Annotated in this window: 17 protein-coding genes; 7 read left to right on the forward strand and 10 right to left on the reverse strand. The window is 68.4% G+C overall.

Annotation, left to right across the window (positions count from 1 at the left end; all coding sequences use genetic code 11):
• A partial coding sequence (locus NS334_RS10905) for a 3-hydroxybutyrate dehydrogenase (RefSeq protein WP_058755990.1) occupies positions 1 to 666 on the forward strand: 666 nt, incomplete at its 5' end.
• A complete protein-coding gene (locus tag NS334_RS10910) occupies positions 663 to 1,298 on the forward strand; it encodes a DUF4893 domain-containing protein (RefSeq protein WP_241491914.1) in 636 nt (211 codons plus the stop codon). The genes NS334_RS10905 and NS334_RS10910, both read left to right, overlap by 4 nt.
• Here the strand turns inward: NS334_RS10910 and NS334_RS10915 are convergent, their stop codons facing one another.
• The 3 genes from NS334_RS10915 to NS334_RS10925 all read right to left on the reverse strand — a co-directional run bounded on the left by NS334_RS10915 (position 1,299) and on the right by NS334_RS10925 (position 3,259).
• Positions 1,299 to 1,958 (reverse strand): hypothetical protein, encoded by a 660-nt coding sequence (locus NS334_RS10915; RefSeq protein ID WP_193753065.1) that lies wholly within the window; start codon positions 1,956 to 1,958, stop codon positions 1,299 to 1,301.
• Positions 1,951 to 2,901, reverse strand: a complete 951-nt coding sequence (locus NS334_RS10920) for an aldo/keto reductase (protein WP_058755992.1) — start codon at positions 2,899 to 2,901, stop codon at positions 1,951 to 1,953. The genes NS334_RS10915 and NS334_RS10920 overlap by 8 nt, the downstream gene beginning before the upstream one ends.
• A gap of 61 nt (positions 2,902 to 2,962) precedes the next feature.
• Positions 2,963 to 3,259 carry a hypothetical protein gene (locus tag NS334_RS10925; RefSeq protein ID WP_058755993.1) on the reverse strand — a complete coding sequence of 99 codons (297 nt, stop codon included), beginning with the start codon at positions 3,257 to 3,259 and terminating at the stop codon, positions 2,963 to 2,965.
• Between the two features lie 126 nt (positions 3,260 to 3,385).
• Between NS334_RS10925 and NS334_RS10930 the strand changes: the two genes are divergently transcribed.
• The 4 genes from NS334_RS10930 to metH all read left to right on the forward strand — a co-directional run bounded on the left by NS334_RS10930 (position 3,386) and on the right by metH (position 9,110).
• On the forward strand, positions 3,386 to 4,348 hold the full coding sequence (locus NS334_RS10930; protein ID WP_058755994.1) for an ArsR/SmtB family transcription factor: 963 nt from the start codon (positions 3,386 to 3,388) through the stop codon (positions 4,346 to 4,348).
• Complete coding sequence (gene metF, locus NS334_RS10935) at positions 4,345 to 5,286, forward strand: methylenetetrahydrofolate reductase [NAD(P)H] (RefSeq protein ID WP_058755995.1); 942 nt, start codon at positions 4,345 to 4,347, stop codon at positions 5,284 to 5,286. Before NS334_RS10930 ends, metF begins: the two co-directional genes overlap by 4 nt.
• Positions 5,283 to 6,329: a homocysteine S-methyltransferase family protein gene (locus NS334_RS10940; RefSeq protein ID WP_058755996.1), complete on the forward strand. Its 1,047-nt coding sequence runs from the start codon at positions 5,283 to 5,285 to the stop codon at positions 6,327 to 6,329. Before metF ends, NS334_RS10940 begins: the two co-directional genes overlap by 4 nt.
• 108 nt (positions 6,330 to 6,437) lie before the next feature.
• Positions 6,438 to 9,110, forward strand: coding sequence for a methionine synthase (gene metH / locus NS334_RS10945; protein ID WP_058755997.1), 2,673 nt, complete (start codon positions 6,438 to 6,440; stop codon positions 9,108 to 9,110).
• A gap of 159 nt (positions 9,111 to 9,269) precedes the next feature.
• On the opposite strand, the gene NS334_RS10950 is transcribed toward metH, so the two are convergent.
• The 7 genes from NS334_RS10950 to NS334_RS10980 form a co-directional block, all read right to left on the reverse strand.
• Complete coding sequence (locus NS334_RS10950; protein ID WP_058755998.1) at positions 9,270 to 10,298, reverse strand: sensor histidine kinase; 1,029 nt, start codon at positions 10,296 to 10,298, stop codon at positions 9,270 to 9,272.
• Positions 10,298 to 10,750: a response regulator gene (locus tag NS334_RS10955; protein ID WP_058755999.1), complete on the reverse strand. Its 453-nt coding sequence runs from the start codon at positions 10,748 to 10,750 to the stop codon at positions 10,298 to 10,300. The genes NS334_RS10950 and NS334_RS10955 overlap by 1 nt, the downstream gene beginning before the upstream one ends.
• A complete protein-coding gene (locus NS334_RS10960) occupies positions 10,747 to 12,255 on the reverse strand; it encodes a sensor histidine kinase (RefSeq protein WP_058756000.1) in 1,509 nt (502 codons plus the stop codon). Before NS334_RS10960 ends, NS334_RS10955 begins: the two co-directional genes overlap by 4 nt.
• 66 nt (positions 12,256 to 12,321) lie before the next feature.
• Positions 12,322 to 13,092, reverse strand: a complete 771-nt coding sequence (locus NS334_RS10965) for a 3'-5' exonuclease (protein ID WP_241491915.1) — start codon at positions 13,090 to 13,092, stop codon at positions 12,322 to 12,324.
• 180 nt (positions 13,093 to 13,272) lie between these two features.
• Entirely contained in the window at positions 13,273 to 13,938 is a 666-nt protein-coding gene (locus NS334_RS10970) for a DUF1013 domain-containing protein (protein ID WP_058756001.1), read from the reverse strand.
• A gap of 98 nt (positions 13,939 to 14,036) precedes the next feature.
• Positions 14,037 to 15,053: a glycosyltransferase family 4 protein gene (locus NS334_RS10975; RefSeq protein WP_058756002.1), complete on the reverse strand. Its 1,017-nt coding sequence runs from the start codon at positions 15,051 to 15,053 to the stop codon at positions 14,037 to 14,039.
• A 5-nt stretch (positions 15,054 to 15,058) separates the two neighbouring features.
• Positions 15,059 to 15,964 carry a UDP-2,3-diacylglucosamine diphosphatase gene (locus NS334_RS10980; RefSeq protein WP_083500417.1) on the reverse strand — a complete coding sequence of 302 codons (906 nt, stop codon included), beginning with the start codon at positions 15,962 to 15,964 and terminating at the stop codon, positions 15,059 to 15,061.
• A 425-nt stretch (positions 15,965 to 16,389) separates the two neighbouring features.
• Between NS334_RS10980 and NS334_RS10985 the strand changes: the two genes are divergently transcribed.
• Positions 16,390 to 17,442: an NAD(P)H-dependent flavin oxidoreductase gene (locus NS334_RS10985; RefSeq protein ID WP_193753066.1), complete on the forward strand. Its 1,053-nt coding sequence runs from the start codon at positions 16,390 to 16,392 to the stop codon at positions 17,440 to 17,442.
• Positions 17,443 to 17,604: the final 162 nt, after the last annotated feature.

Here is a 17,604-nt window from a genome sequence, read left to right on the forward strand (position 1 = left end):
GATGCGATCGCGGCGGCGCTGGCCGACGTCGATGCGCGCGGGGAGGGCGAGACGTGCTACGATCCCGCCGACATGACCGATGGCGCCGCGATCGCCGCGATGGTGGCGCGCGCGCATGATGCGTGGGGCGGGCCGGACATCATCGTCAACAATGCCGGCATCCAGTTCGTGTGCGGCATCGCCGATTTCCCCGTGGAGAAGTGGGACGCGATCCTCGCCATCAACCTGACCAGCGCCTTCCACACGATGCGCGCGGCCGTGCCGCACATGCGCGCGCGCGGCTGGGGCCGGATCGTATCGACCGCCTCGGCGCACAGCCTGGTCGCCAGCCCGAACAAGGCCGCCTATGTCGCCGCCAAGCACGGGCTGGTCGGGCTGACCAAAACGGTGGCGCTGGAGACGGCGACCGACGGCATCACGGTCAATTGCATCTCGCCGGGCTATGTCTGGACGCCGCTGGTCGAAAAGCAGATTCCGGATACGATGGCGGCGCGCGGGCTGACCCGCGATCAGGTGATGAACGACGTGCTGCTCGCCGCGCAGCCCACCAAGGAATTCGTGACGCCGGAACAGGTCGCGGCGCTGGCGCTGTTCCTCTGTCGTGACGAGGCGAAGGCGATCACCGGCACGAACCTGTCGGTCGACGGCGGCTGGACCGCCGCGTGAGGATCGCGACCGGCGCGATGCTGCTGCTGTGCCTCGCCGGATGCGGAGGCCGGCGCACCGCTGCCCCGATGCCGACACCACCCGCCGCGGTGGAGCCCGGCGACTGGCGGACGGTGGCGACGGCGGCCGATCGCGACCGGCTGCGTCGCTGGCGCGATGCGTGGACCGGGGCGCTGACGGCCGCCCGTCGCGCCGCGGCGGCGGAGGTCGCCGCGCAGGGGCCGCTGCTCGCGATCGACGCCGCGCTGCCCGGCCCGGTGCCGCCGCGCGGTCGCTATCGCTGCCGCGTCGTTAAGCTCGGCGCGAAGATCGCCGGGCAACGCGATTACCTCGCCTATCCGTGGTTCGACTGCCTTGTCACGCCCACCGCCGATGGCGAGGCGCAGCTGGCCAAGCTGACCGGATCGCAGCGGCAGGTCGGCACCATCTATCGCGCGGAAGGAACGCGCGCGGCGTTCCTCGGCACGCTGACGCTGGGGGACGAGGTGCGACCCTTTGCTTACGGCCGCGACCGTACCCGCGACGTGGCGGGCTGGGTCGAGCGGATCGGGGCGCGGCGTTGGCGGCTGGCGATGCCCTATCCCGCGTTCGAATCGACGCTCGACGTGCTGGAACTGGTGCCCGCCGGCTGATCAGGGCTGCGCGGTGGCCTTCCGCTTGCCCGGCAGGGTGCCGGGGTCGGAAACCGGGGCATCGACCGGCACCGTACCCGTCAGCGGGGGCAGCGCGGCCAGATACGCCTTGCCGGTCTGCTCGATCACCGTCACCTGCCCGGGCTGTGCCGCGACGACCGCGCGCAGATAGCTGCTCGGCTTCTTCATCAGCTTCGGGAAATCGACCATGGCCAAGCCGGCGCGCCGCGCCGCCTCGCGCACGAAGGTCACGCAATTGCGCCTGTTGAGGTTGTAGGTCGCATCGCCGGTATCCTCATGCCATTCGCGCACCAGCGACAGGATCGCGGCATATTGGGCATCGGTCAGCACGCGGGCGAAGCGGACATGGCTGCCCGCCATATAGAAGGGCTTGGGGCGCTCCACCCGTCCGCGCACGTTGCCGAACAGGATCGCGGGGCTCAGCGATCTGGCGGTGAAGCCATAGCTGGCGTCGACGGGCGGACCGCCGGCGTCGGGCGTTCCGCGCAACATGAAGAAGGCGTGCGGAAAGGAATTGCCGAAGTCACGGCTCCAGAAGGTGATCGTGACCGCCGCTTGCGCGGGCACAGCTACGACGACCAGCGTCAGCGCCGCCAGGCCCGCCCACCAGCGCTCTGTGGACCACCGCCCTTCAGGCACCGGCGACGGTCAGCCGTTCGAGCTGGTCCGCACCCAGCGTCAGTGTCATCGCCCCCACCAGGTCGCGCAGCTGCGCGACCGACGTTGCGCTCGCGATCGGCGCGGTGACGCCGGGCTGCGCCATCAGCCACGCCAGCGCGATCTGCGCGAGCGTCGCGCCGGTGTCCGCCGCGACCTCGTCCATCGCCGCCAGCACCGCGCTGCCCTTGCCGTCCAGCAATTCGCCCATCTGCCCGCCGCGCACGCTTTGCGACAGATCGTCGCGGCTGCGGTACTTGCCGGTCAGAAAGCCCGCCGCTAGCCCGTAATAGGGGACGACTCCGATGTTCTCGGCGACGCAATAATCCTGCAACTCGCCCTCGAACTTGTGGCGGCTGACCAGATTATACTCGGGTTGCAGCACCTGATAATGCGGCAGTCCGGCCGCACGCGCGACCTCGATGGCCGATTTCAGTCGTGCCGCGTGGAAATTGGAGGCGCCCAAGACGCGTACCTTGCCGTCGCGCACCAGCGTCGCGAACGCTTCGGCGACATCCTCCTGCGCCTGCGCGTCATCGTCCTGATGCGCGAAATAGAGGTCGATGCGGTCGGTGCCGAGTCGCTTCAACGATGCCTCGCATGCGGCCACGATCCGAGCCGGAGCCAGCTTTTCGCCGCCCTCGCCCGGCAACATGCCGACCTTGGTGGCGATCAGCACGCCATCCCGCGCACCGCTCGTGCGCAGCCACGCGCCGATCATCGTCTCCGATTCGCCGCCGGTATGCCCGCCGACCCACGCCGAATAGACGTCGGCGGTGTCGATCATCGTGCCACCGCTGTCGACGAAGGCGTCCAGCACCGCGAACGATGCGTCGCGATCGGCGGTCCAGCCGAAGACATTGCCACCCAGGACCAGCGGCGCGATCCGCAGGTCGGAGGCGCCCAGACGTCGCAATTCGGCCATGATGATCCTTCGGCAATCGTCAGGCCGCCGCCCGGTCGATGCGGGCGGCGGCGATCGTCGATCAGTTCTTGTCGCGCAGTTCCTCGCCCGCGCGCACCATCGCATTGCCGGTCGCATCGGCGGCGCGATCGCCCGAGTTACGCAGCGCCGCACCGGTGCGATCCAGGCTGTTCTCGGCCGAATTCAGCGCGCGGTCGGTGGCGGCATCGACGTCGTTGACGGCGTTGCTGGTCGTCGCGGCGGTGTCCGCGGCGATCGCATTGCCCGCCTCGGCGGTCTCGTTCTGCGCGCGCTCGCTGCATGCGGCCAGACCGAGGGCAGTGGCGGCAACCAGCCCGGACGTCAGAAGTCGCTTCATATCACACTCTCCCTGTTCGTTACGCCGGCGGAGCATGCCGGGTGTGGGGCGCGAACGAAACATCGCGGCAAAGGTTCATCCGGCATGTCATTGACCGCATATAAAGATATCTTTATATGTCATCGGATGAAGCTGGCCCTCGATATCTTCCGCGCGCTTGCCGACGCCTCGCGGCTGCGGATCGTCGCGCTGCTCGGAACCATGGAATTGTCGGTCGGCGAATTGGCGCAAGTGCTGGGACAAAGCCAGCCCCGCGTATCCCGGCATGTGAAGATCCTCTGCGACGCCGGGCTGGCGGAACGGCGCAAGGAAGGCAGCTGGGTCTTCGTGGCGCTGGGTGAGCGGACGCTGGTCGCGCCTGTCATGGCCGCGCTCGACGCCTTCGGAATCGCCGCCGAGGTGGAGGCCGACGTGGCGCGGCTGTCGGCGGTGCGCGCGGATCGCGCGGCGGCGGCGGCGGCGTGGTTCGAGGCGCATGCCGGCGAATGGGATGCGATCCGCTCGCTGCACGTTGCCGAGGAACAGGTGGAGGCGGCGATGCGCGCGCTGCTGAGCGTCGAGCCGCTCGGCCGGCTGATCGATATCGGCACCGGTACCGGTCGCATGATCGAGCTGTTCGCCCCCGCCGCCACGCAGGCCATGGGCATCGACAAAAGCAGCGAGATGCTGCGACTGGCTCGCGCGCGGGTCGGCGATCATGCCGAGTTGCGCCAGGCCGATCTGTATGCGCTGCCGCTCGGCGACGGTGGGGCGGATATGGCGATCCTGCATCACGTCCTGCACTTCGCGCAGCAGCCGGGCGCCGCGATCGCCGAGGCGGCGCGGGTGCTGGACGGCGGCGGGCGGCTGCTGATCGCCGATTTCGCCAGCCACGATCGCGAGGAGTTGCGCGCGCGCGACGCCCATACCCGGCTCGGCTTCGCCGACGCGCAGATCGCCGGGTGGTTCGCCGCCGCCGGTCTGGCGCTGGAGCGTGTCGAGACGCTGGAAGGCGGCGCGTTGACGGTAAAATTATGGTTGGGACGCAAAGCGGCGTCCGACGACGAAGGAACGACCGGCGCGCCGGTGCGGGAGGTGAAGGCGGCATGACGATCTCGGTCAACCAGTTGGAAGAGGCGCGCCGCGCGCTCGACGCGCCGCTCTACGCCGATGTCGGCGGCAAGGTGGACGTCAGCTTCGAATTCTCGCCGCCCAAGACCGACAAGGCCGAGGAAAATCTCTGGCAGTCGATCGAGACATTGTGCCCGCTGGGGCCGCGCTTCCTGTCGGTGACGTACGGCGCGGGCGGCTCGACCCGCGACCGCACCCATGCCACGGTCGCCCGGATCGCGCGCGAAACCTCGGTTCCCGCTGCCGCGCATTTGACCTGCGTCGAGGCGACCCGCGAGGAAATCGATGCCGTCGCCAGCGAATATTGGGCGGCGGGTGTCCGCCACATCGTCGCGCTGCGTGGCGATCCGCCGGCGGGCGCGGCGGAGTACACCCCGCACCCGGGCGGGTATGAGAATGCGGCGGCGCTGGTCGCGGGGCTGCGGCGGCTGCACCCGTTCGAGATCTCGGTCGCGGCCTATCCCGAAATGCACCCCAATTCGCCCGATCAGGCGGCGGACCTCGATAATCTGAAGCGAAAGCTGGATGCGGGCGCGAACCGCGCGATCACGCAATTCTTCTTCGAGGCCGAAACCTTCTTCCGGTATCGTGATGCGGCGGCGGCGGCGGGGATCGATGCCGAGATCGTTCCCGGCATCATGCCGATCGGCAGCTTCGCGGGCGTGCAGCGCATGGCGGCGATGTGCAACACCGCCGTTCCCGGCTGGCTGGTGCGGCTGTTCGAGGGGCTGGACGACCATCCCGGCGCGCGGCAGCTGGTCGCCGCGACCGTCGCCGCCGAACTCTGTCGCAAGCTCTATGCGGGCGGGGTCGAGCAGCTCCACTTCTACACGATGAACAAGGCGGAGCTGAGCTTCGCGATCTGCCATCTGCTGGGCGTCCGCGCCCGGCCTCAACAGGGAAGGGCGGCGGCATGAGCGTCCGCGACACGTTCAACGCCGAGGCGGCCAAGCGCATCCTCATCACCGACGGCGCGTTCGGCACCGAGATCCAGAACTGGAAGCTGTCGGAGGCCGATTACGCGGGCACGCTGACGCTCGGTCACGACCAGAAGGGCAATAACGATATCCTCGCGCTGACCAAGCCCGAGGTGCCCGAGGCGATCCACCGCGCCTATTTCGAGGCCGGGTCGGATATCGCCGAGACCAACACCTTCTCGGCCAACCGCATCAGCCAGGCCGATTACGGTGCCGAGGGGCTGGTGCGCGAGATCAACGTGGAGAGCGCGAAGCTCGCGCGTCGCATTGCCGACGAATATCAGGCCAAGGACGGCCGCCCGCGTTTCGTGGCGGGCGCGATCGGCCCGACCAACAAGACGCTGTCGCTGTCGCCGGACGTCAACGATCCCGGCTATCGCGAGATCGACTTCGATTACCTGAAGGACGTGTACCGCGAGCAGATCGATGCTTTGGTCGAGGGCGGCGCGGACTTCGTGCTGATCGAGACGGTGTTCGACACGCTGAACGCCAAGGCGGGGATCATGGCCGCGATCGAGGCGGGGGAGGCGCTGGGCCGCGACCTGCCGATCATGCTGTCGATGACGCTGACCGATCTGTCGGGGCGCAACCTGTCGGGGCATACGGTCGAGGCGTTCTGGCATGCCGTTCGCCATGCCCGGCCGCTGACGATCGGGCTGAACTGCTCGTTCGGCGCGGAGCAGCTGCGCCCGCACGTCAAGACGCTGAGCGAACTCTGCGACACGCTCATCATGGTCTATCCCAATGCCGGCCTGCCCAACGAACTGGGTGCTTATGACGAGGCGCCCGCCACCACCGCCGGGCTGGTCGGCGAATGGGCGTTCGCGGGGCAGGTCAATGTGCTCGGCGGCTGCTGCGGCTCGACGCCTGCGCATATCAAGGCGATCGCCGATCATGTGCGCGGGATGACCCCGCGCGCGGTGGCGGTGCCGCCGGTGCGCACGCGGTTGGCGGGCCTCGAACCGTTCACGATGGCGGCGTAGCGAGCCGTCGCCCCTGCGCAGGCAGGGGCCCATGTCTCTCCGCCCCGAGCGATACCGTTTGCCGAATTAGAGATAGACCCCTGCCTCCGCAGGGGCGACGGGAATGAAATGACCACCACCTCCACCCAGTTCGTCAACATCGGCGAGCGCACGAACGTCACCGGCTCCGCGGCGTTCAAGAAGATGATCCTCGCCGGCGATTATACCCGCGCGGTCGAGGTCGCGCGCCAGCAGGTGGAGAATGGCGCGCAGGTGGTCGACGTCAACATGGACGAGGGGCTGCTCGACGCGCACCACGCCATGACGACCTTCCTGAAGCTGATCGCCGCCGAGCCCGATATCGCGCGCGTGCCGATCATGATCGACTCGTCGAAATGGGACGTGATCGAGGCGGGGCTGAAGTGCGTGTCGGGCAAGCCGATCGTCAATTCGATCAGCATGAAGGAGGGCGAGGAGCAATTCCTCGCGCACGCCCGCAAGTGCATGAACTATGGCGCCGCCGTCGTCGTCATGGCCTTCGACGAGGTCGGGCAGGCGGACACGCAGGCGCGCAAGGTCGAGATCTGCGAGCGTGCCTACAAGCTGCTGACCGGGATCGGCTTCCCGCCCGAGGACATCATCTTCGACCCCAATGTCTTCGCGGTCGCGACCGGGATCGAGGAGCACAATAACTACGGCGTCGACTTCATCGAGGCGTGTCGTGAGATCAAGGCGCGCTGCCCGCACGTCCATATCTCGGGCGGGCTGTCGAACCTGTCGTTCAGCTTTCGCGGCAACGAGCCGGTGCGCCGCGCGATGCACTCGGTGTTCCTCTACCACGCCATTCCGGCGGGCATGGACATGGCGATCGTCAACGCCGGGCAGCTCGACGTCTATGACCAGATCGACCCTGCGCTGCGCGAGGCGTGCGAGGATGTCATCCTCAACCGCGATCCCGAGGCGGGCGACCGGCTGGTCGCGCTGGCCGAGAAGTTTCGGGGCACCGACGCGGCGGCGGAGAAACAGGCCGCCGAGTGGCGCTCGCTGGAGGTCACCAAGCGGCTCGAATATGCGCTGGTCAAGGGCATCGACGCGCATGTCGTCGACGATACCGAGGAATGCCGCCGGATGTACGCGCGCCCGATCGAGGTGATCGAAGGGCCGCTGATGGACGGGATGAACGTCGTCGGCGACCTGTTCGGATCGGGCAAGATGTTCCTGCCGCAGGTCGTGAAGTCGGCGCGCGTCATGAAGAAGGCGGTCGCGCACCTGATGCCGTTCATCGAGGCCGCCAAGGAACCCGGCGCGAAGGGCAAGGGCAAGGTCGTGATGGCGACCGTCAAGGGCGACGTCCACGATATCGGCAAGAACATCGTCGGCGTCGTGCTCCAGTGCAACGGCTTCGAGGTGATCGACCTGGGCGTGATGGTCCCGTGGTCGAAGATCTTGGACGCCGCCAACGAGAATGACGCCGACATGATCGGCCTGTCGGGCCTCATCACCCCCTCGCTCGACGAGATGGTGACGGTCGCCGAGGAAATGCAGCGCGCGCAGATGCGGATGCCGCTGCTGATCGGCGGCGCGACCACCTCCAAGGTCCATACCGCGCTGCGCATCGCGCCGGCGTACACCGGGCCGGTCGTCCACGTCCTCGACGCCAGCCGCGCGGTCGGCGTCGCGACGACGCTGGTTTCGACCACGATCCGCGACGATTACGTCGCCGGGGTCGCGGCGGACTATCAAGCGGTGCGCGACGCGCGCGAGGGCAAGGGGCAGAACAATCTCCTGCCGCTCGACGAAGCCCGCAAGCGCGGCTTCGCGGCCGACATGTCCCTGAAAGCGCCGCCGGTGCAGCGGCCGGGCGTGCACGTGTTCGACGACTGGGACCTCGCCGACCTGCGCCAGTATATCGACTGGACGCCGTTCTTTCGCGCGTGGGAACTGGCGGGCAATTACCCCGCGATCCTGACCGACGCGGTGGTCGGCGAAAGCGCGTCCTCGCTGTTCGCCGACGCGCAGGCGATGCTCGACCGGATCGTGGCGGAGAAGTGGCTGACCGCGCGCGGCGTCGCCGGGCTGTGGTCGTGCCATCGCCACGACGACGACGTGTGGGTCCACGACCGCCACAGCGCCGACCATCGCTCGCCCGACGGCGGCAGCGTGCCGGAGGGGTTCAACGTTCCCGATCTCGACCGCACCAACGAACATTCGACGCGGTTGCCGTTCCTGCGTCAGCAGATCGCCAAGCGCGAGGGCCGCGCCAACATGTGCCTCGCCGATTTCATCGATCCGGCGGGCGACTGGATCGGCGGCTTCGCGGTCGGCATCCACGGCATCGACGCGCATCTGGCGCGCTACAAGGCCGATAACGACGATTACAACGACATCCTGCTGAAGGCGCTGGCCGATCGCCTGGCCGAAGCGTTCGCGGAGGCGCTGCACGCGCATGTCCGGCAGGAATTGTGGGGCTATGCCAGCGGCGAGCAGCTGACCAACGAGGCGCTGATCCGCGAGCAATATCGCGGCATCCGCCCCGCGCCGGGTTATCCGGCCTGTCCGGAACATTCGCTCAAGGTGCGGCTGTTCGAGATGCTGGAGGCGGGGAAGAATGCCGGGCTGGAACTGACCGAAAGCTTCGCGATGCTGCCGACGGCCGCGGTCAGCGGTTTCTATTTCGGTCATGCGCAGGCGGAATATTTCGGCGTCGCGCGGATCGGCGAGGACCAACTGATCGATTACGCGCAGCGGCTCGGCGTCGACAAGGACCGCGCGACACGCCTGCTGCGCCCGAACCTGGACTGACCCCGTCGCTCCTGCGGAGGCAGGGGCCTATTGCTGTATCGTGGTGCGGATCGGCTGACACAAGCGCTACCCGGGTGTGTCGGCGTCGCCCAACCAATCGACAGAGATAGGCCCCTGCCTCCGCAGGGGCGACGGCTCTTCGATCCGACCGGCCCGGCCTCAGTCCACCGCCGCCGCAACGCTCGCGCGCGTGCCGATATGCGTCCGGTCGTATTCCACGATCGAATCCAGGCTCTGCGCCATCGCCTTGATCAACCGCGTGCCGACACCGGTGCCCTTCGGCGTCGCATCGCCGATCCCGATCCCGTCGTCCTCCACCGTCAACCGGAAGCGCGCATCGCCGTCCCGCGACAGCCGCACGCGCACCTCGCCGCTGCCGCCCGGATAGGCGTATTTGCACGCGTTGCTCACCAGTTCGGTGACGATCACGCCCAGCGAAACCGCGCGATCGGTCGGCAGCCGCAGCGGCTCGGCATCCAGCACCAGCGCGCGCGGGCACTCGGTGGTCGACCACGTCTGCGTCAGCTCGTCGATCAACTGGGTCAGGTAATCCAGCATGTCGACGCTCTCGACATCGTCGCCGGTGTACAGCCGCCGGTGGACCTGCGCGATCGCGCTGATCCGCGCTTGCGTATCCTCCAGCGCGGCCCGCGCCGCCTCATCGGTCAGCGCGCTCGCCTGCATCCGCACCATCGCGGAGACCAGTTGCAGCGAGTTGGCGACCCGGTGGTTCACCTCCGCCAGCAACGCCTCCAGCCGCGCGTTGCTGGCGCGCAGCCCCGCTTCCGCGCACGCCTTCTGCCGCGCGAGTTCGCTGCGTTCCATCACCTGCCGGAACGTCGCGTCGAGCAGGTCGAAGAAGTCGTCCGACGCCGTCTTGACGATATAATCGGCCGCGCCGCCGCGCAGCGCCGCCAGCGCGATCTGCGTCTCTTCCGATCCGCTGACATAGACCATCGGCGGCGCATCGGGCAGCGCCGCCAGCCGCGCCATCGTCTCCAGCCCGTCGATCCCGGGCATATAATGGTCGACCGCCACGACATGGAAATGCTCGGCGCGCGCCGCCGCGATCCCCGCCTCGCCGCCATCGGCCACCGTCACGCGGTAACCGCGCCGCTCCAGCGCGCGCGTCACCAGCCGGCGAATGCCCGCGTCGTCATCGATATAGAGGACGCGCGGCGCGTCCATCACCCGCGCTCGTCGCCCAGATCGGGGACCTGGATCACGGAGAGGAACAGCCCCAGTTGGCGGATCGCCTGTGCAAAACTCTCATAATTCACGGGCTTGGTTATATAGACGTTCGCGCCCAGATCATAGCAGCGCTGGATTTCGCGGCTGTCGTCGGTGGTGGTCAGGACGACGACCGGGGTACGCTTCACCGGGCCGTCGCTGTTCTTGATCCTGGCCAGGATGTCGGTCCCGCTCATGTCGGGCAGGTTGAGGTCCAGCAGCACCAGCGCCGGCCCGTTCAGCTGCGGTCCGCTGGTGTCGTTGAAGATATAGTCGAGCGCGCTGGTGCCGTCGGTGAAATGGCGGATCGCGTTCATGATCCCGGCGCGGCGGATGTTCTTCTCGATCAGGCGGGCATGACCTTCGTCATCCTCGATCATGATGATGTTGACGGATTGGGGCGCGTTCATGCGGCAATTTCCTGATGAGGAAGGACGAGCGGAAGCGAGAGCGTGAAGGCGGCACCTTGTCCCAGCGTCGACGCGACGTCGATGGTACCGCCCAGCCGGAAGACGAGCGCACGCACCGTCGCCAGGCCGATGCCCTCGCCGGGCCGGTCCTGCGCGCCGGAGCGGCGGAACAGGTCGAACACGCGTTGGTGATCGCGCGGATCGATGCCACGGCCGTTGTCGCGGACGATCAGTACCGCGCGGTCGCGCTCGCGCCGCCCGCTGACGGTGATGCGGCCCGGCACGCCCGGACGCAGATATTTGACGGCATTCTCGATCAGGTTCGACAGGATCTGGTCGAGCGCGAACCGGTCGGTGACCACCATCGGCAATTCGCCCTCGACGCTCAGCGTCGCGTCCGCCTCGCTCAGGCGATGCGACAGCGTCTCGCCGATCTGCGTCACCATCGCGGCGACCTCGATCTTCTCCGGCGTCAGCGCGCGGCGTCCCTGCCGCGACAATTGCAGGATGGCGTTGATCAGCCGGTCCATCTTCTGCGTCGAGGCGCGGATGAAGCCGATCGCCTCCGGCAGGTCCTCGCGGGCGGCCAGCCGCGCTTCCTCGCTGGCCAGTTCCGGCGCGTCGGCCTCGACGCGATCGAGCAGCGCGCCGAGCGACCCGGCGGCCGTCTCCAGTTCGGCGGTGAAGCCCATCACGTTCACCAGCGGCGATCGCAGATCGTGGCTGACGATATAGGCGAAGCGCTGGATCTCGTCATTGGCGCGCGTCAGGTCGGCGGTGCGCGCCGCGACCATGTCCTCCAGCCCGACGTTCAGTGCCTGCAACGCTTCCTCGGATCGCGCGATATCGCGGGTATAGGACAGGATCGTCACCAGCGAGATCGTCGCGACCACCGCCAGCAATCCGCCCGCGAACACGATGATCGCGTAGAACAGCCGCTCGCTCGCGCGCAGTTCCTGGTCGCGATAGGTCATTAGCCGGCGCTCGGCCGCTGCCATGCGATCCAGCAGGTAGCGGATTGTGCGCAGGTCGCGCACCTCACCGTCGTCGGCGAACAGCATCAGCGCGCCGCGCTGGTCGCCACGCTCGACCAGCGCGATCGACCGCAGCCGGCGCGCGGTCAGGTTGGCCAGCTGGAGGCGCAGGCTCTGCAGGTTGCGGGACTGGACGGGGTTGTCGCTGATCAACCCACCCAGCCGCGACAGCGTCCGGTCCAGCTCGTCCTGCGTGCGCCGGAACGTGTTCAGCGTGACGATGCGGCTGGGCATCAGCATGAAGCCGCGTCGCGCGGTTTCCGACTGTTCGATCAGGCGACGCGTGTCGAGCACCGCATTCTCGACCCGGAACGTATGTTCGACCAGCCGGGTGTGCACCTCGTTGCGCTGCATGACCCGGACCGCGGCATAGCCGACCGCCAGCAGCGCCAGAAAGCCGAACGCCATCAGCACGGCCATGCGCCGCGCCAGCTGGCTCCGCTGAACGGTGGTGGCGGGAAGATCGGCCATCGAGACGCGCGTTATCGCGCCCCCGCGATTTGTGCCAGCGTTACCGCAACAACGCGTATCACATACCTACAACAACAATTCCTGCGCGCTCATCCGCCCGACATGCCCGCCGCCGCGCCGGCGCGCCATTTCCGTCTCGGCGGTGAAGCGCACGTCGGGGTCGCGATCGGTCATGAACTTCACGAGGCTTTCCTCCTCGATCTCGCGCCATTCCTTGCCGCGATCCGGGCCATAGCGGACGCGCGGCAACAGGCCCGGCTCGCTCGACCATTGGATCAGCTGCTCGACCGATGCCTCGTTCAACTGGTCGCGCAGGTGATGCGCGGTGACATAGGCGTCGGGGAAGGCGCGATGCGCTGGCAGGCCGCGCTCGTGATCCAGCCCGGCGGGCTTGCGCCAGTAGCGCAGCACCTGATTGGAATAGCTCGGCGAATCCGGCCATAGCCGTAGCGCGCATTTCCACGTGCAGATCCAGCGCGCGCCATGCGTCAGCGCGGGGGTGCAGAATTGCTCCTCGAACGCGGCGCGGTGCGCGGCCAGCGCGACGCGGCGCGGATAGGGATCCAGCACCTGCCGCGCGACATCGTGCCACCACGGCGCGTCGGCGACATCCTCGTCGCGGATATGATGCACCGCCTGCGTGATCGGCGGCATCGGGCGACCGGGATTGACCAGGATGTTGCCGCCCTCGCCGTACAATTCCCACCGCCCGTCCGCGCCCAGCGCGACATCCTGCCAGCCGACCTCGCACACCGCATGCGCGGGGGGCGCCTGTCCGGTGGTTTCCAGGTCGACGACACGGATGATCTGCGATTGATTGCGGCGGGGGTACATCATGCGACCCCCGATGTGGGGCAGCGGGGTGGGAAAATCCACTTTTGATGTTGAGAGCGGGCGGCTCCGCCCAATGCACCGTCACCCCGGCGCAGGCCGGGGTCCATGTCACCGCACATGCCGCGGCCCGTTACTGAAGCGGAAACATGGATCCCGGCCTGCGCCGGGGTGACGATGTGGAGATCAGCGCTTGAACGGATCCTCGAACGCCGGACGTGCCTCGCTCTCGCCCGATGCGTCGCGCGCGGCCTGCTCGCGTTCGGCGCGCAGCGACGCGATCAGCGCCTCGCGGTCGCCGTCCAGGCGGGTGTCGGTCGGCGCCTGCTCGATGCCCGCCGCCTTCGCCGCCTTGTTCACCGCCGCGTCCAGTTCGCGCTGCGTCGTCAGCCCCAGCGTCACCGGATCCTTCGGCGTGATGTTGCCGATGTTCCAGTGGCTGCGGTCGCGGATCGCCGCGATCGTCGTGCGGGTGGTGCCGATCAGGTTGCTGATCGCGCCGTCCGAAATCTCCGGGTGGTTGCGGATGATCCAGGCGATGCCGTCGGGCTTGTCCTGCCGCTTGCTGACCGGGGTATAACGCGGGCCCTTGGTGCGGCGCACCTGCTCCGGCCCCTTGGTCATCTTCATGCGATAGTTCGGGTCGGCCTGCGCCTTGTCGATCTCGTCCTGCGTCAGTTCGTGCGCGCGGACGGGGTCGCGGCCGGTCAGCTTGGTCGCGGCGGTATCGTCCGCGATCGCCTGCACCTCCAGGATGTGCAGCCCGCAGAAATCGGCGATCTGCTCGAAGGACAGCGCGGTATTGTCGACAAGCCACGAGGCGGTCGCATGCGGCATGAGCGGCTGGGCCATGCGGATAGTCTCCATAAATGCAAAGGGCCGCCCCTTACCGGAGCGGCCGCCTGTTGAGCGTGACTTAATGCGTGCCGCGCGTCAGGGCAAGCGCGCGCTCACGCGGCGTGCGCGGCCGTGAACGGCTGCAGCGCGTCGAGGAACTGCCGCGCGCTCGCCGTCCAGGTGAAGGCCGCCGCCGCCGCCGCGCAGGTCGCACGGTCGAGCGTCAGCGCGCGCGCGATCGCGACCGACAGATCGGCGTCCATCGCCCCGGTCTCCGGCGTCAGTACATCCACCGGTCCCGCGACCGGATAGGCCGCGACCGGCGTGCCGCACGCCAGCGCCTCGATCATCACCAGCCCGAACGTGTCGGTACGGCTGGGGAAGACCAGCACGTCCGCCGCGCGATACGCCGCCGCCAGCGCCTCGCCGAACAGCGCGCCCCGGAACACAGCCTCGGGGAATCGCCGCTCCAGTTGCGCGCGGGCGGGGCCGTCGCCGACCACCACCTTGGTGCCGGCCACGTCGGCGGACAGGAACGCGGCGATGTTCTTCTCCACCGCCACCCGGCCGACATGCAGCAGCACCGGGCCCGGCAGCGCGGCGATCGTCGCGTCGCGCGCGCCCCCGGGCGTGAAGACCGGCGCGACCCCGCGTCCCCAGCGGCGGACGCGCGGCAGGCCATGGTCGTTCAGCGCGCGCTCGATCGTCGGGGTGGAGGCCAGCACGGCGGCGGCGGGGGCATGGAACCAGCGGACATAGCGCCAGATCCACTCCGGATTCGCGCCCGTCCGCGCCGCGACGTAATCGGGGAATTGCGTGTGATAGGCGGTCGTGAACGGCAACCCGCGCGACCGGCACCAGCGCCGCGCGGCGACGCCCAGCGGCCCCTCGGTCGCGATATGCACCGCCTCCGCGCCAAAGGCCGCGATCCGCCGCCCGATCGTCGTCGGCAGCATCAACGCCAGCCGGATCTCCGGATAGGTGGGGCAGGGGACCGACGGCGCATCGGCGGGCGAGACGATCAGCACCTCATGCCCGCCCGCGCGCAGTTCCGCCGCCACATTCTCCAGCGTGCGGACCACCCCGTTGACCTGCGGCGCCCAGGCATCGGTGACGATCGCGATGCGCATGCCGATCAGGCGGCGAGCGCCGCGACCGGGGCCGCCTCGCGCCGCGCGATCTCGTCGCCCCAGTGCAGGATCTCCATCGATCCGTCGAAATGCTCGACCAGCGCCGTGCACCCCTCCACCCAGTCGCCGTCGTTGTAATAAGCGACCCCGGCGATGTCACGCATCTCGGCGGTGTGGATGTGCCCGCACACCACGCCGTCGACGCCGCGACTGCCCGCCGCCTCCGCCACGATCTCCTCGAAGCGCGAGATGAACGCGACCGCGTTCTTCACCTTCGCCTTCGCGTGCTTGCTGAGCGACCAGTACGGCATCCCGAACCGGCGGCGCACCGCGCTGACCGCGCGGTTCAGCGTCATCAGCGCGGTATAGGCCGCGTCGCCGACATGCGCGAGCCAGCGATGCGACAGCGTGATCGCGTCGAATTCGTCGCCGTGCAGCACCAGCAGGCGGCGACCGTCGGCGGTCTCGTGCACCGCCTTGCGCCGGATCCTGATCCCGCCGAAATCGAGCCCCGCGAACTGCCGGAACATCTCGTCATGATTACCGGGGATGTAGATCATCCGCGTGCCGCGCCGCGCGCGCTTCATCAACCGCCAGATCACGTCGTTGTGCGCGGCGGGCCAGTAGAAGCGCTTCTTCAGCTGCCACCCGTCGACGATATCGCCGACCAGATACATGATGTCGCTGTCGACATGGTCCAGGAAGTCGATCAGCATGTCGGCGTTGCAGCCGCGCGTGCCGAGATGGAAGTCGCTGATCCAGATCGTCCGAAACCGCCGCCGCTCGCCGACCGGCTCCTCGGGCCGGTGCGGGCGCGAGTTGGCGAAATCGAACAGGTCGGTGACATCGGCCAGATGCCCGCTGGCCGTCGCGAGAGGCTGGCGGGGGTCGAGCGGGCGGATGTCGAGCATGTCGGCGATCGGCGGCATGGGCGGTTCTCCCTTGCCGCCGTTATGCCGCCGTCATGTGACGCGCGCGTCTCCGCGCGGTGACGGTCGCGTGGCCGCCAGATGACGGTTTCGCGTCGTCGTGGCTCAGCGCGCCAGGTGGAGCGCCGCTTCGGCGGCCACGCCGACGATGCTCCAGCTACCGATGGTCAGCACGGTCAGGATCGCCATGCGACGGCGCGGCGAAAATTGTTGGTCGGCATGCATCGCGAAAACCACATCCTCTCAGGCAACGCTCGAACGACGTTGTACCCGGGGGGCTATAAGGCGATCTTCCCGAGGCTGGTTAACGCAAATGGCAGGTTTTAGAAATCGATTGCAGCGATGAGTCCGCGTTGGTCGACGCCGCCCCTGTTGCCACGCGCCCGCAGCGCTCCTAGTCAGTCGCGATGACCGACACGCTGATCGCCCCCGCTCCGTCCACGTCGACCGGCGCCCGCCGCCTCGCCACCCGCATGGAGCGCGGCGCGCGGTTCCTCGGCAGCGATGTCGCGATCATGGCCGGCGCGATGTCGTGGGTGTCGGAGCGCAATCTGGTCTCGGCGATGTCCAACGCCGGCGGCTTCGGCGTGATCGCCTGCGGTGCGATGACCCCCGCGCTGCTGGACGCGGAAATCGCCGCGACGAAGGCGATGACCGATCGGGCGTTCGGTGTGAACCTCATCACCATGCACCCCGATCTGACCGCGCTGATCCAGGTCTGCGCCAGCCACAGGGTCGGCCATGTCGTGCTGGCGGGCGGCCTGCCGCCCAAGGGGGCGCTGGAGGCGATCAAGGCAAGCGGCGCGAAGGTGATCTGCTTCGCCCCCACGCTGGCGCTGGCGAAGAAGCTGGTGCGCTCCGGCGTCGATGCGCTGGTGATCGAGGGCATGGAGGCGGGCGGCCATATCGGCCCCGTCTCGACCAGCGTGCTCGCGCAGGAGATGCTGCCCGAACTGGCGCAGGTCGTTCCGGTGTTCGTCGCCGGCGGGATCGGGCGTGGGGAGGCGATCGCGGGCTATCTCGACATGGGGGCGGCGGGCGTCCAGCTCGGCACGCGCTTCGTCTGCGCGACCGAGAGCATCGCCCATCCGAACTTCAAGAGGGCGTTCATCCGCGCCTCCGCGCGCGACGCGGTCGCCAGCGTCCAGATCGACCCGCGCCTGCCGGTCATCCCGGTCCGCGCGCTGAAGAATGCCGGCGGCGAATTGTTCACCGCCCGCCAGCGCGAGGTCGCCCAGTCGCTTGACGAGGGCACGGTGGCGATGGCGGAGGCGCAGTTGCAGATCGAACATTACTGGGCCGGCGCGTTGCGCCGCGCCGTGATCGATGGCGATGTCGAACATGGCAGCGTCATGGCCGGCCAGTCGGTCGGCATGGTGACGAAGGAAGAGCCGATCGCGGCGATCATCGCCTCGCTGATGGACGAAGCCGCGCAGGCCTTCGACAAGCGCGCGGCATAATTCAGCCCGTTATCCGTCATGCCGGACGGATTCCGGCATCCATGTTTCCCCAAACGCACCCGTCGTTGCTTTCGCGGAAACATGGACCCCGGCTTTCGCCGGGGTGACGTCGTGAATTTCGCCGCGGTGACGTCATCAGTGAGGCGCGTGGCCGCGCCGGAA

This window comes from Sphingomonas endophytica (genome assembly GCF_001476895.1).
Lineage (GTDB): Bacteria > Pseudomonadota > Alphaproteobacteria > Sphingomonadales > Sphingomonadaceae > Sphingomonas > Sphingomonas endophytica_A.

Excerpts from the sequence above, each read along its gene's own strand:
- NS334_RS10920 (WP_058755992.1), bottom strand. The coding sequence starts at position 2,901 with ATGGCCGAATTGCGACGTCTGGGCGCCTCCGACCTGCGGATCGCGCCG.
- NS334_RS10925 (WP_058755993.1), bottom strand. The coding sequence starts at position 3,259 with ATGAAGCGACTTCTGACGTCCGGGCTGGTTGCCGCCACTGCCCTCGGT.
- NS334_RS10930 (WP_058755994.1), top strand. The coding sequence starts at position 3,386 with ATGAAGCTGGCCCTCGATATCTTCCGCGCGCTTGCCGACGCCTCGCGG.
- metF (WP_058755995.1), top strand. The coding sequence starts at position 4,345 with ATGACGATCTCGGTCAACCAGTTGGAAGAGGCGCGCCGCGCGCTCGAC.
- NS334_RS10940 (WP_058755996.1), top strand. The coding sequence starts at position 5,283 with ATGAGCGTCCGCGACACGTTCAACGCCGAGGCGGCCAAGCGCATCCTC.
- metH (WP_058755997.1), top strand. The coding sequence starts at position 6,438 with ATGACCACCACCTCCACCCAGTTCGTCAACATCGGCGAGCGCACGAAC.
- NS334_RS10950 (WP_058755998.1), bottom strand. The coding sequence starts at position 10,298 with ATGGACGCGCCGCGCGTCCTCTATATCGATGACGACGCGGGCATTCGC.
- NS334_RS10955 (WP_058755999.1), bottom strand. The coding sequence starts at position 10,750 with ATGAACGCGCCCCAATCCGTCAACATCATCATGATCGAGGATGACGAA.
- NS334_RS10960 (WP_058756000.1), bottom strand. The coding sequence starts at position 12,255 with ATGGCCGATCTTCCCGCCACCACCGTTCAGCGGAGCCAGCTGGCGCGG.
- NS334_RS10965 (WP_241491915.1), bottom strand. The coding sequence starts at position 13,092 with ATGATGTACCCCCGCCGCAATCAATCGCAGATCATCCGTGTCGTCGAC.
- NS334_RS10970 (WP_058756001.1), bottom strand. The coding sequence starts at position 13,938 with ATGGCCCAGCCGCTCATGCCGCATGCGACCGCCTCGTGGCTTGTCGAC.
- NS334_RS10975 (WP_058756002.1), bottom strand. The coding sequence starts at position 15,053 with ATGCGCATCGCGATCGTCACCGATGCCTGGGCGCCGCAGGTCAACGGG.
- NS334_RS10980 (WP_083500417.1), bottom strand. The coding sequence starts at position 15,964 with ATGCTCGACATCCGCCCGCTCGACCCCCGCCAGCCTCTCGCGACGGCC.
- NS334_RS10985 (WP_193753066.1), top strand. The coding sequence starts at position 16,390 with ATGACCGACACGCTGATCGCCCCCGCTCCGTCCACGTCGACCGGCGCC.